The sequence below is a fragment of the Pseudomonas oryzicola genome, assembly GCF_014269185.2.
In the GTDB taxonomy this organism is placed as follows: domain Bacteria; phylum Pseudomonadota; class Gammaproteobacteria; order Pseudomonadales; family Pseudomonadaceae; genus Aquipseudomonas; species Aquipseudomonas oryzicola.
The window spans coordinates 3213479-3227567 of record NZ_JABWRZ020000001.1; the positions used below are offsets into that span (position 1 = coordinate 3213479).

Below are 14089 nucleotides of genomic sequence, written 5' to 3' on the forward strand. Positions count from 1 at the left end.
GGAATTTTCAGTAGACTGACACCACGCGGTGCCGCGCAGTACACTCGGTCTTTCTACCCGGAGGGTTCGACGTGCACAGCGCAGGAAGCGAGCAACACCCACAGCCAACCCGACGCGGTGCGGTCATCTGGTTGACCGGGCTGTCCGGCGCCGGCAAGTCAACCTTGGCCGCCACCCTGGCCCAATGCCTGAACGCGCAGGGACACGCCAGTTATGTACTCGATGGCGATGCCCTGCGCACCGGCCTGAACGCCGACCTTGGCTTCTCCCCCGCCGACCGGCATGAAAACATCCGCCGTGCCGGCGAGGTGGCCGCGCTGTTCGCCGATGCCGGCCTGATCTGCATCGCCGCACTCATTTCACCCTATCGCGCCGATCGTGCCGCCGCGCGCAAGGCCTGCAAAACGGGGTTCCATGAGGTGCATGTCAGCGCCGACCTGGCGACCTGCGAAGCACGCGACCCCAAAGGCCTGTATCGGCGGGCACGGGCCGGCGAACTGCGGGGGTTCACCGGCATCGATGCGCCCTACGAGACACCGCTGCACGCCGAGTTGGTAATAGACACTGCCGGCGTTGTGGCAGAGGTATCGCAGCAGCAGTTGCTGCGCTATGTGCAGGAGCATGTCCTGCATCAGGCACTCGGGCAGGTGCTGGAGCAGCAGTCACCCCAGCCCGCCCGATGACGGGGCTCAGGACCCCGGCGTGATGTCCCCTTGCTGCCAGCGCGCTTCGCTGCTGCTCAGGGCCTGGGCGATGTCGGCGAGCTCGCCGGACGGCAGGGTCGCGGGCAGCGGATCCAGGCCAGCGCTGGCGAACAGTTGGCCATAGCTGTTACGCAACTCGGCGTAGGCCAGGTCGCGGCGCAGGTCAGCCTGCAGGGCGTTCAGCTCGCCCTGGATCAACTCCAGCTCGCCAATGCCTTCGGCCTGGTGGCGATTGCGCAGTTGCTCGACGATCTGTTGGTCGAGAAGGACCAGTTGCTGGCTCGTGGCGAATTGCCGGCGGGCCTCGCTGAAGTTGGCATTGGCCACGTAGAGCTGGGCCAGGATGGCCATCGACATCGCCTGGCGGCGCGCCTCGACCACCTGCTCGCCAGCCTTTGCCACATCGATCGAGGCAGGGCCAGACAGCACGTTGAACAGGTTCCAGGTGATCTTCACACCATAGTCGGCCCAGTGCTGGTTGGTCAGGAAGCTGTTGCTGTCGTAATGGCCGCCAGCGGAGAACTCCAGCCCCGGCAACATGCGCAACATCGATTTGCGCACCTCGGCGGCGCTGATGCGTGCCTGGTAGTCCTGCTCGCGCAGTTCCGGGCGCGACGCCAAGGCCTGCTGCTCCAGGCTGTCCAGGCCCACCTTCAGTTCGGGCACAGCATAATCGGTGTTTTCTGCCAGAGTCAGTTCACTGCCCGGTGGCAGGTTGATCAGCGCACCCAGTTCGGTCTTGGCCAGCGACAAGGCCCGGCGTTGCTCTTCCAGCTGGCGGGTCGCCTCGATCAGCGAACGCTGGTAGGTCAACGCCTGGATGGGGTCACCGATACGCTGGTCACCCATGCGCTGGCTGTTGTCGCGCGCCTGCTCGACCCGCGCCATCAATGTGTCGATCTGCTTGAGCAGGCGCTCGGCGGCCACTGCCCGCCAGTACGCCGAACGCACGTCCTGAATGATGGTCTGTACCACCTTGCGCCGGCGCTCCTGCACGATCAGGCGCTGGTCGCCCTGCTGCTTGGCACTGACATAGCTGACACCGAAATCCAGCACGTTCCAGACCATGGTCAGGTCGGCCACGTCCCGGTCGCGGTCCTGGGAAGTCGATGGTTCCAGGGACTGGGTATTGGTCAGCACGCTGCGGCTGCTGGCAGCGCTGACGTTGCTCCGCCCGGCATAGCCCGCGGAGGCCGCCATACGGGGCAGCATGTCGAAGGTGGCCAGGTCCACCTGGCGCTGGGCCAGGGCTTCTTCCATGACCTTCAGGCGAGCTTCCAGGTTGTACTTGACTGCCCGCGCCATCGCCTGGTGCAGTGTCAGCGGGCCTTGCAACGCCTCCTGGCCCTTGAACATGCTGGCCAGATCCTGCCGTGCCCGCTGCTCGCTGACGCTGCGCTCGATCGGCTGGGTCTTGACGGCACAGCCGCTCACCGCCAATGCCAACAGGCTCACCACAAATATCCTTGACGCTCTACTCATCCCTTCCGCCCCCTTTGGCACGGCAAATTGCTTGTTTTTTTCTGGTCTTGTCGCCCCTCATGGCCGACGCTCAAGCCTGAGGGGTAACTGCCTCGATCTGTCCCAGCGCCTGGGCCAGCTTGCTGACCTGGCGCTGCTCACCGTCCCTGAATGCCTGCAATTGCTGGCTGAGGGTCGGTGCCCCGGAGAGGCCCTTGCCTGCCCCCGCATCGGCGCCCTGGCGCCACGGTTTACCCCCGTTCAGCTCGTACTGGCCGCCGTCATCCGGCAGCGTCTTGTCAAAGATATTGGCCAGGCTGCTGGCCCCGAACACATTGGCATCGCCGCCGCCGAAACCGAGGAAGCCCGCGCCGGCCCCATCGCCGAGGGCGTGCTGCTGCCCCACGAAAACCTGGGCCAGGTAGCTCGGCGCCAAGGCACCATTGCGAATGAAGATATCGCCAACGGTCGGTAAGCCACCGCCCGGGCTCGGCACCTCGAACAATGGCTGCGGCACCAGCGGCGACTGGAATGGCGGCAGCGGCACTGCAAGCGGCGCGATCACAGGCACAGTCGAGCCGGGAAGGCCCTGTTTTGCAGGCGGATAGGCACGGTATTCCGGGTCGCCATCACTGGATGGCAATGGCTGGCCCTGGCCGCTGAAGCCACCCACCAGGGTATTCCCGGCAATGTCACTGATGTCGGTGCCATTGGCTTTCAGGGCCAGTGCCAGCGTGCCGCTGCCGGCCACTGCAGCGACATTGACCTGCCAGGTGCGGCCATCGATACGTACCAGCGATTGCAAGGTGCCCGTTGCACTGCCGGTCGCTACCAGTTGGAAATCAGCCAGGTCGACACCCCTGACCTCTTCGCTGAAGGTGACGGTGAACGCTTGGCTGCCAGGCGTGGAGAGCTGAACCGGAGTGATCGACTCGACGCTTGGCAGGCGGGTGTCGACAATCACTCCGGCACTGTCACCCACCGCATTGAGCCCCGGGCTCAGCGCATTGCCGAGCGCATCATGCAGGGTCGCACCATTGGCCGACAGGCCCAGCACCTGTACGCCATCGGCATCGTTGTCGCCGGCCTGAACGCGGTACTGGAACACCAGCGTGGTGGTCGCCGATCCTGCGACGAAGTCGGCAAACACCGTACGCCCACCAATATCCAGGGCCAGCTGCGGAACGCCATCGACGATAACCGCTTCGCTGGTATTGACCACGAAGGTCAGCACATCGCCCGCGTTGTAGGCCACCCCGGCCGGCACGCCGACACTGCTTACCGTAGGCGCGTCGCGATCGATGCTGTAGGCCGCGCCGACCAGGCCGCCACTGAGCAGGTTACCGGCGACGTCGCTGATGCCGGTACCGCTGGCCTTGAGATTCAGGCCCAAGGTGCCGGTGCCGCTCACGCCATTGACAGTGATTTCGTAAACACCTTCGCCGAGTTGGCGCAGGGAGCTCAGCGTACCGCTGGCCGAGCCGCTGCTGGCCAGGCTGAAGTCGCTCAGGTCCACGCCATTGACGCGTTCGCTGAAGGTCACGGTAAAGCGCACGCTCTGGGCGTTGCTTGGCGACGTGTCGAGGGTGACGATGGCAAGCGCGGCCGGTGCCTGGGTGTCGACCAGCACCTGGCGCATATCGGCAATGTTGTTCAAGGTAAGGTTCATGGCATTGCCCAGTGCGTCGTTCAGGGTCGCACCGTTGGCCGCCAGGCCTGTCACGCTGATGCCGTCGCTGTCGTTGTCGCCGGCCTGGACGACGTACTGGAACACCAGGGTCGCCGTACCCGCACCAGCCACCAGCTCGGCGTATACCGCGCGCCCGCCGACGTCCAGCAGCAGCCGCGGGGAGCCATTGACCTCAACGGCCTCACTGGCATTGACCACGAACACCAAAGCATCGCCGGCGTTGTAGGTCACACCACCGACCGGCCCGCCGACGCTGGTCACGCTCGGCGCGCGGGTATCGACGAGATAGGCATTGGACTGCGCGGTGCTGTCGCCGTGGTTGCCTTGGGCATCGGTAACCGGGCCGGTGTCCAGATAGACCCGGTTGCCGTTGCTCTGGCTGCCTGCGGTCGGCGTCAAGGTGGCCGTCCAGGTGATACCGCCATCACTGCTGGCCAGGCCGCTCAGCACGCCGTTGTCGGCCTGGAGCTGGGCCAGGGACAGGCCGGTTACCGCCTCGTTGAACGTGATGGTCACCTGGCTGGTCTGGCCCGCGCCCAGGCTGCTGTCGGCAACTACGATGCTGGCAGTCGGCCGCTGGGTGTCGATAGCATAGTTGTTGGAGTCCGTGCTGCCGACCCCGGCATTGCCGGAGGCCCCGACCACACCGCTGTTGTCCAGGCTGATCAGGTTGCTGGCGTCCTCGACATTGGCGGCCGGGGTGAAGGTCGCTGTCCAGGTGACGCCGCCGTCGTTGCTGCTAACGGCACTCAAGGTACCGTTGCTCACGCTCAGGTCGCTGTTGTCGAAGCCGCTGACCGCCTCGCTGAAGGTGATGGTCACCAGGCTCGACTCGCCGGCACGCAGGGCGCTATCGGCCACCACGATGGTGGCAGTGGGCAGCACGGTGTTGACCGTGTAGTTGGCCGACTGGGTGGTGCCAGTGCCCACGTTGCCGGCCAGGTCGGCGATGCCGCTGTTGTTCAGGCTGATGACGTTGCTGGCATCCTGCACCGCCACCGCCGGGGTAAAGGTCGCCGTCCAGGTGATGCCACCGTCGCTGCTGGCCAGGTTGGCCAGGGTGCCGTTCTGGGCGGTGAGGTCGGCCAGGTCGAGGCCGTTCACCGCTTCGCTGAAGGTGATGGTGACCTGGGTCGTCTCGCCAGCACGCAGCGCGCTGTCGGCCAGCACGATGGTCGCAGTCGGGCGCTGGCTGTCGATGGCGTAGTTGTTCGAGTCTGTCGTGCCGCTGCCAACATTGCCCGCCGCGTCGATTACCCCGGTATTGTCGAGCGTGATGAGGTTGCTGGTGTCGGTGACACCGCTGGCCGGCGTCAGCGTCGCGGTCCAGGTGACGCCACCATCGGCGCTGCTCAGCCCGCTGAGGGTGCCATTGGCCACCGTCAGGTCGGCTGTCGTGAAGCCGCTCACCGCTTCGCTGAAAGTGATGGTCACCAGGCTGGTCTGGCCGATGCCCAGTTGGCTATCGGCAACCACGACAGTCGCCGTCGGCCGCTGGGTGTCGATGGCATAGTTGTTGGAGTCCGTGCTGCCGACCCCGGCATTGCCGGAGGCCCCGACCACGCCGCTGTTGTCCAGGCTGATCAGGTTGCTGGCGTCCTCGACGTTGGCGGCCGGGGTGAAGGTCGCTGTCCAGGTGACGCCGCCGTCGTTGCTGCTAACGGCACTCAAGGTACCGTTGCTCACGCTCAGGTCGCTGTTGTCGAAGCCGCTGACCGCCTCGCTGAAGGTGATGGTCACCAGGCTCGACTCGCCGGCACGCAGGGCGCTATCGGCCACCACGATGGTGGCAGTGGGCAGCACGGTGTTGACCGTGTAGTTGGCCGACTGGGTGGTGCCAGTGCCCACGTTGCCGGCCAGGTCGGCGATGCCGCTGTTGTTCAGGCTGATGACGTTGCTGGCATCCTGCACCGCCACCGCCGGGGTAAAGGTCGCCGTCCAGGTGATGCCACCGTCGCTGCTGGCCAGGTTGGCCAGGGTGCCGTTCTGGGCGATGAGGTCGGCCAGGTCGAGGCCGTTCACCGCTTCGCTGAAGGTGATGGTGACCTGGGTCGTCTCGCCAGCACGCAGCGCGCTGTCGGCCAGCACGATGGTCGCAGTCGGGCGCTGGCTGTCGATGGCGTAGTTGTTCGAGTCTGTCGTGCCGCTGCCGACATTGCCCGCCGCGTCGATTACCCCGGTATTGTCGAGCGTGACGAGGTTGCTGGTGTCGGTGACACCGCTGGCCGGCGTCAGCGTCGCGGTCCAGGTGACGCCACCATCGGCGCTGCTCAGCCCGCTGAGGGTGCCATTGGCCACCGTCAGGTCGGCTGTCGTGAAGCCGCTCACCGCTTCGCTGAAGGTAATGGTCACCAGGCTGGTCTGGCCGATGCCCAGTTGGCTATCGGCAACCACGACAATCGCCGTTGGCCGCTGGGTGTCGATGGCATAGTTGTTGGAGTCCGTGCTGCCGACCCCGGCATTGCCGGAAGCTGCACCCACCACGCCGCTGTTGTCCAGGCTGATCAGGTTGCTGGCGTCCTCGACATTGGCGGCCGGGGTGAAGGTCGCTGTCCAGGTGATGCCGCCGTCGCTGCTACTCACGGCACTCAAGGTGCCATTGCTCACGTTCAGGTCGCTGTTGTCGAAACCACTCACTGCCTCGCTGAAGGTGATGGTGACCACTGTGGTCTCGCCCACGCGCAGCGCGCTGTCGGCTACCACGATCGTGGCGGTGGGGGCCACGGTGTTGACGACGTAGTTGGCTGACTGAGTGCTGCCCAGCCCGGCGTTGCCGGCCAGGTCGGAGACACCGGTATTGTCCAGGGTGATGAGGTTGCTGATGTCGCTGATACCGCTGGCAGGCGTCAGGGTGGCGGTCCAGGTGACGCCGCCATCGACACTGCTCAGCCCGTCAAGGGAGCCATTGGCCACCGTCAGGTCGGCGGTGGTCAACCCGGTCACCGCTTCACTGAAGGTGATGGTTACCGTGGTGGTCTCGCCGACCGTGAGGGCGGTGTCCGCGACCGTAATCACTGCAGTCGGGCGCTGGCTATCGATGGCGTAGTTGTTCGAGTCTGTCGTACCGCTGCCGACATTGCCCGCCGCATCGATTACCCCGGTATTGTCGAGCGTGACGAGGTTGCTGGCATCACTGACATTGCTGCTCGGGGTCAGGGTGGCGGTCCAGGTGATGCCACCGTCGGAGCTGGCGAGACCGCTCAGGCTACCGTTGGCCACGCTCAGGTCGGCAAGGGTAAAACCACTTACCGCCTCGCTGAAGGTAATGGTCACCGTGGTGGTCTCACCGATGCGCAGGGCGCTGTCAGCCACCACGATGGTCGCGGTCGGGCGCTGGGTGTCAATGGCATAATTGTTCGAACTGGTAGTGCCACTGCCGGTATTGCCTGCCATGTCAGTCACCCCGGTGTTATCCAGGGTAATCAGGTTGCTGGCATCACTGACATTGCTGTCCGGCGTCAGGGTCGCCGTCCAGGTAATGCCGCCGTCCGCACTGGCCAGTCCGCTCAGTGCTCCGTTGGCCACGCTGAGGTCGGCAAGGGTCAAACCGGTTACCGCCTCGCTGAAGGTGATGGTTACCGTGGTGGTCTCGCCGATGCTCAGGGCGCTGTCAGCTACCACGATGGTCGCGGTCGGGCGCTGGGTGTCGATGGCATAGTTGTTGGAGCTGGTAGTACCACTGCCGCTATTGCCAGCCATGTCACTCACCCCGGTGTTATCCAGGGTAATCAGGTTGCTGGTATCGCTGACGTTGCTGTCCGGGGTCAGGGTCGCGGTCCAGCTGATACCGCCGTCCGAACTGCTGAGCCCGCTCAGCACACCATTGGCAACGCTCAGGTCGGCGGTGGTGAAACCGCTCACCGCCTCGCTGAAAGTGATGGTGACCTGCGACGTCTCGCCGGCCCGCAAGGCGCTGTCGGCTACCACGATGGTGGCGGTCGGGCGCAGGGTATCGATGGCATAGTTGTTCGAGTCGGTGGTGCCGTTGCCGGCGTTGCCGGCGAGGTCGCTGACCCCGGTATTGTCCAGGGTGACCAGGTTGCTGGTATCACTGACATTGCTGTCAGGCGTCAGGGTCGCGGTCCAGGTGATACCACCATCGGCGCTGGCGAGACCGCTCAGGCTACCGTTGGCCACGCTCAGGTCGGCGAGGGTCAGGCCGCTCACCGCCTCGCTGAAGGTAATGGTCACGGTGGCCGTATCGCCAATTTTCAAGGCCGTGTCGCTGATGCTGATCGTGGCGGTCGGGGCAATGGTTTCCTGGATGGCCACCTGTACCGAAGCTGCGACGGATGTGCCACCGTCACCGTCATTGAGGGTGATGCTCAGGGTACGACTGGCCTGGGCGATGGCGTTGCCGGCATTGCTGTTTTCGTAGGTGAGGTTGCGCACCAACGCCTGCACCGCCGCCGCATTGGCATTGGCGTTGAACGTGACCACCAGGTTGGCCCCGCCACTGCCGCCGGACAGGCTGCCAATGGTGACCCCGCCATAGCTCACCGTACTGCCACTGACACCGATCTGCCCTGCGCCAGTGCCCTGGTTGCGCAACCCCAGCAAATCTTCGCTGGCCACGCCATTGGCGCTGATCGCCACGGTGAGGTTGCCACCGGCGAAGTCGGCGGAATCGCTGTCGCTGACGGTGGCATTGCCGCCGCTGTCGATCAGCACCGCGCCGCTGCCCTGGGTGAAGGTGACGCCGTCACCATTGAGGTTGCCGATCACTGGCACGCTGTTGAGCGGCTGCACCACCACCGAGGCTGTGCGGCTGGTACTGCCCATGTCGTCGTTGACGCTGACCGCCACGCTACGGGTACCGCTGGTGTAGGCCACGGCAGCGTTGCCGTAGGTCACCGCGGCGAGCACCGCGCGGTATTGCGCCAGGGTGGCGACGCCGCTCAACGTCAGCATCGTGCTGCCCGACCCGCTGACAGTGATGCCGAAGCTGGCTGCTGTGGCAATCTGTCCGGCGCTCAGCGACAGGGTTTCGCTGCCGACATCCACCACACCGCTCAGGGTCAGGGTGGCGCCGCTCACCTGGGTGTCGCCGTCGGTCTGGGTGAGGCTGAGGTTGGGTACGATCGCCACCGGTGTGCCGGTGAAGTTCACCGTACTGTCGTTACCGCCGCTACTGGTGTCCAGGTCGACCACGGGGGGCGCGGCATACAGCACCTCGTAGGCACCGATGTCCACCCCGGCGCCACGCGGCCGGACAAAGCCGCGCAGGTCGGTGAGCGTGGCACCGGCAGCAGTGCCCTGGTCGATGGCATTGCTGGCGGTGGACGCCAGGCGGTAGTCGCCGCCTGCAGCATTGACGAAGTCGACCGAAACGCCGATCAGGTTGGTGGTGCTGGTATAACCGCCACCGGCGCCGTTGTTGGTGGCCGCATCCAGCGCAACGCCATTGACGGTGTTGCCGGTGAGGATGCTGTTCTGCACCGTCACCGTGCCAGCGCTGCCCGGCGACCAGCCAAGGCCAGCCGAGCTGATGGTGCCGGTACTGGTGCTGAAGGTGTTGTTGGCGATGGTGCTGTTGACGATGCTCACCGAGCCGCCGGTATTGTTCAGCACGATCACCGCACCGGCGGAGACGACGCCAGTGGCACCGTATTCGCCGATGTTGTCGTAGATCGCCACGTTTTCCAGCACGTGGTTGTTGGCCCCACCCAGGCGGACCAGTGACGACATTCCCGTAGCGTTGACGATACTGCCATCGTTGTCGTGAATGGTCGTGTTGCGCACGATCACCGTGGAGCCTACCGTGGTCGCCGAGTTGATCACGGCACCGGCATTGTCCTGGAAGTTCGAGTCCTCGACCGTGATCGAGCCCGAGTTGGCCCGGATTGCGCCGCCGGTCAAGTTGCCGGAGAAATAGCGGAAATCCAGGTTGCGCACGGTCAGTGCACCGTTGGTGTTGCTCTGCAGGCCCGACGATTCCAGTGAGTCGCGCGAGCCATTGTTGTTGACGTCGCCGCTGAGGATGATATCGCCCTGGCCGTCACCATCGACGTCGCCGTTGATGGTGACGTTGCTGGTGACCAATAGCGCTGAAGCCGTGGACCAGCGGATGGTCTGCCCTTTCAGCGATTGGTGGAAGACAATGATATCGCTGCCGCTGCCAGCGCTGGAGCCATCCACCGAAGCATCCGTGTTGGCGGCCTGGATGGCCTCGGCCAGCGACACCTTGCCATTGAGCGCCGTGGAAGATGCATCGGTGTCGGTAACGGTAATGGTCGCCAGCGAAGTGGTGAACGCCGACAGGTCCCCGCGCTGCACGCCCGTATCTGTCGCCAGCACCCCAGAGACGGTCTCCAGCTGCCAGTCCTCGCCGGCGCGATTGCCGGTTGAATTCGCCGAAGCGCCGACGTCGGCGCCGGTGAACCGCGCCACTTCGTCAACGAACAGCTGGCCATCGCTGCCCGCACCGGTGTTACAGGCGAAGAAACGAATGTCGCCACCGTCCGCCAGGCTGGCGCCGATACGCGCCAGGTCGCTGGCATGGCTGGCCAACTGGTTGGTCCACACGGCATTGCCAGCCAGGTAGACATAGCCACTGTCACCGTGGCTGATGATATCGATGCTGGTCACGTCGCTACGGCCATCGAGGTAATCGGCAATCTGCCTGAAACCATCCTTGCCGTTCTCCAGCACCACCACCTCGACGCCAGCAGGAAGGCCGGCAATCAGCTTCTGGTAGTCACTGACGGCGGAGTCGACGAACACCACTTCGTGGCTGCCAGCAGCCGTAGTGGCCGGTGCCGTTGCGGGGGTGGCGTCGTGCGCGGCTTCAGTGTCCTGCGTACTGTTCGCATCGCTGGCCACGCTGGGGTCCTTGGCCGTTGCGGCTTCCACGGCCTGGGCGCCCTGGTCGGCGACCACGGCCACCGAGGCGTCAAACATCATGCGCGGTTCCAGCGCCTGGATGAGGCTCGGACGGTTTACGGAAACGGTGGGTTGTGCGTGCGGACGGTTGCGTTTCCAGAAAGCCATGTCGACCTCATTCAGCCTTGCGGCTGGTTGTTCTTGTCGTTGTGCCCGTGCAGCGGCACGCTTGTAATCGACCCCGAGGCATCGCAGAGCAGCAAACAGCCCTGCGATGCCGCCCCGGTCCTGGATCAGTTACGGGTCGGGAAGATGCCTTCCAGGGCGATGATGAAGTTCATGCCCAGGAAAGGCGCTTGTACCGGAACGGGTATCGAGCTGCCGCCCGTCACCACGTTCACTGGCGGAATATTGGCGTCGAACGGTTTCAGGGTGGTGCTGGCGGCGGCATCGGAGTAGATGCTCGCCGCCGCTCCCGAACCGGTGGTGTCGTAAGGTGTGGCCAGCACGCTGCCGGTGGTGGGCTCACCGAGGTTGGCGTTGGTGACCACCGCCGGGATGGCGACACTGGCTTTGCTGGCCGGGATCGCCACCGGGATGGGCGGCAGGTTCTGCCTCATCAAGGTGACCTGGGTGACACCGGCCATTTCACCTTGGTCCACAGTCGGCAACCCCGGCCCGGTACCCACGCCAACGGGCATGCGTCCGCGCAGGTCAGGCAGGCCGAACGTGGTCTGGCCATTGCCGCCGTAGGTGGTGCCGAGGATGGCGAACAGTGCGCTGTTCTGCTGGATGCTCAACAGTTGCCCTTGGCACTGTGCCCAGCCACGCGGCGCGAAATTGCCTGCAAACATCCTGATCTCACCGAGGAATGGCTCACTCATTTTCCGATCTCCTATGACTACGCTATAGAGCGGGCGACACAGCCCCGCGGAATATGACGCGCATCGTCAGGCAGGCCTGTCGACGTGAAAAACTGCGAGCGCCGGCCGACGCATCTCCAGATACAGGCCGTTGTCGCCAACCACTTCGAAACCGTTGCGCTGGTACAGGCGCAGCGCCGGATTGTGCAACGTTACGTGCAGGCCGACGCTGAGGCCATGTCGATCGGCCTGTGCCAACCACTGTCGGATCAAGCCGGTGCCGATGCCCCGGCCTCGCCAGGCGGGCATCAAGGCTGTATCGATGATTTGCAGATGGCTGTCGGTCCACAGCAGGTAGGCGCGACCAATCGCTTCACCCGCGGTTTCGATGACGGAGAAACCGGCGTCGGCAAAGTGAGCCTGATAATGGGCGTGCTGGGCTTGGAACTGTTGGTCGAGAAACGCCTCGATGACCACCTGGTCCCAAGGCAGCATGGCCATTTCGTCAGCCCGGGTGGTGCCATAGAGGGTACGCAGGAACGCCTGGTCGGCGTCAGTGATGGGGCGCAGGTGCACTTCGGGGCTGGCCATGGTGTCGCTTCCTTGCAATAGTCAGCCCCTTGGTGAGGCCAGCACATCCTGTGAATTACCCTGCACATCGAAAACAGCGTAGCCGAATACCACGGCAAATCGCCACCATTACGACAGGGTCGCCATGCACTTTTCTCAAACAGTTGTTCGAGGCTTCACCCACCCAGCGCCTGCGCCTGGCTCAAGCGCAGGCATTCCAGGGCGTTGTACGGCTCCGTGGCCCATTGGCGCACAGCCTCGCGCACCTCTTCACTGGCCTCCTGGCGTTTGCGCTGGCTGTCAGCGGTGAAATTCATCGCCGGTTGCTTGGCATCGAAGACTGCCACCTCGCGCAGTGCCCGCTCGGCGCCAGGCGGCACGCCGAGCACGGACCCAAGCCGGCCCCAGGTTGCGTCGGGCAACTCGCAGTAATTGACGGCAATACCGCCGTGCTGCCGGCACAGCGTCAGCCCGGCGCTGAGGATTTCGCCCACCATCCTGCAGGTGTATTCCACCACGCCCATGGCCTCGGCCTGCGGCAACAGCACATCGAAGGCAGAGGGCCCGAGCAGGCCCGGAACCCGTTGCATGCCTGCCTGGCGCAACTGCGAGGCGACAATCTCCAGTGGGTCACGGTACAGGAACAGCCGTGGCACCTGCGGGTACAACGCCGCCAGCAACGGGGCCTCGAACACGTTCCAGGCATCGAGCTTGACCAGCAGCTGGCGCTCATCGCCCCGGCGGCGCTGGCCGTAGGCCGATAACAACGCCTGCAACGCCGCGCCCTGCCAGGCAGCGGCAGCGGCATCCTGCAACGGCGCGCGTAACAGGCTGTCCAGCGGCGGAGGCTCGGACAGCACGATGTTGTGCGCCTGGCTGGCCAGCAATTGCGCCATCAAGGTCGAGCCACAGCGCGAGGCGTGGAACAGCAAGGCCGATGGCGTCAGGCCCGGGCTGTGGGCCTGCCAGTCCAGCAGCGCCTGGATATCGCTGTCGCGGCGTAGCGCCTGGTTGAATGGCAGGCGCAATGCCAGCTCGACGTCATCACGGAAGAACGGCCGGCGCAGCTGCTGCTCGCCAAACCAGCACCAGTCCACCCGCCAGTCAGCGTCCCCGCGCCACAGGCGGATGGGTAGCCAGCCGCGGAAATCCATCGTGGCATTCAGGCTCGCCATTGATCGCTCCATGCTTGCTTGCCTCGGCGCATGGCACTGAGCACTTCGGCCTCGGAAAATGCCAGCCCCAGGGCCGCGCCCAGGCTGATGGCCTCGGCGACGAAGGCTTGCGGCTGTTGATGTGCCTGCAAGCGAGCGGCCAGTAACGGGTCCTGCGCTACCTGCTGGCGAAACTGTTCGAAGGCCTGCCCCGCCCTGCCCAGGCACAAGCCTGGAGTTTGCGCGCGCCCCTTTTCGATCAGGCTCGCCAACCACGGGTCAGGCAGGCAATCGAGCACCAGGTGGATGCGCTCACCGGGCCCCGGGTTGTCTACCCGATGTGGTCGCGACAGGTCGATGAACCAGCACTCGCCTGGGCGCATGGGCACCTGCAGGCCATCGACCAGAAACTCCACGCCAGCAGGGCTCAGCAACGGAATATGCAAACGCAGGCAGCCGCCTGGCCGGCCCAGGTCCGGGTCACGGTGCTCATGGATGCGCGCGCCGGCGCCCAGGCGCAGCAGACGGGCAGCGCGTAGCGAGCTGGCAAACGGCGCGAGCAAGGCTTGCCAGGCCGCTTCTGCCTGCCACCAGGCCAACCGCAGCGCAGCGCCCTGGCCGGGAGCAAGCGGCACGATGGCATCTTCGGCGGCCACCAGGGCCACGCCGCTCCAGTCGCCGTGGTGGTAGCCGCTGTTGAAGTGCGGCTGCCAGGCATCGCTGGCAACCCGCTGCAATGCCGCCAGTACTGCCGGCAGGTCGATGGCCAGGTCGAGGCGAGCACAACGCGGCAAAAGCAGTTCGGGCATGGGCGCTCCTTCAGCT

Annotated in this window: 7 protein-coding genes; 1 reads left to right on the forward strand and 6 read right to left on the reverse strand. The window is 65.0% G+C overall.

Annotated features, from left to right (window positions below; genetic code table 11):
• Positions 1 to 71 precede the first annotated feature (71 nt).
• Positions 72 to 683 carry an adenylyl-sulfate kinase gene (gene cysC / locus HU760_RS14775; protein ID WP_186679882.1) on the forward strand — a complete coding sequence of 204 codons (612 nt, stop codon included), beginning with the start codon at positions 72 to 74 and terminating at the stop codon, positions 681 to 683.
• A gap of 6 nt (positions 684 to 689) precedes the next feature.
• Here the strand turns inward: cysC and HU760_RS14780 are convergent, their stop codons facing one another.
• From HU760_RS14780 to HU760_RS14805, 6 genes are all read right to left on the reverse strand, one after another.
• Positions 690 to 2186 carry a TolC family protein gene (locus HU760_RS14780; RefSeq protein ID WP_186679879.1) on the reverse strand — a complete coding sequence of 499 codons (1497 nt, stop codon included), beginning with the start codon at positions 2184 to 2186 and terminating at the stop codon, positions 690 to 692.
• A 70-nt stretch (positions 2187 to 2256) separates the two neighbouring features.
• Entirely contained in the window at positions 2257 to 10845 is an 8589-nt protein-coding gene (locus HU760_RS14785) for an Ig-like domain-containing protein (protein ID WP_186679876.1), read from the reverse strand.
• 125 nt (positions 10846 to 10970) lie between these two features.
• Complete coding sequence (locus tag HU760_RS14790; protein WP_186679873.1) at positions 10971 to 11561, reverse strand: phage tail protein; 591 nt, start codon at positions 11559 to 11561, stop codon at positions 10971 to 10973.
• Between the two features lie 66 nt (positions 11562 to 11627).
• Positions 11628 to 12131, reverse strand: a complete 504-nt coding sequence (locus HU760_RS14795) for a GNAT family N-acetyltransferase (protein WP_186679870.1) — start codon at positions 12129 to 12131, stop codon at positions 11628 to 11630.
• Positions 12132 to 12286: 155 nt separating this feature from the next.
• Positions 12287 to 13285, reverse strand: coding sequence for a sulfotransferase family protein (locus tag HU760_RS14800; RefSeq protein WP_186679868.1), 999 nt, complete (start codon positions 13283 to 13285; stop codon positions 12287 to 12289).
• Positions 13273 to 14073, reverse strand: a complete 801-nt coding sequence (locus tag HU760_RS14805) for an aspartyl/asparaginyl beta-hydroxylase domain-containing protein (RefSeq protein ID WP_186679866.1) — start codon at positions 14071 to 14073, stop codon at positions 13273 to 13275. The genes HU760_RS14800 and HU760_RS14805 overlap by 13 nt, the downstream gene beginning before the upstream one ends.
• Positions 14074 to 14089 lie beyond the last annotated feature (16 nt).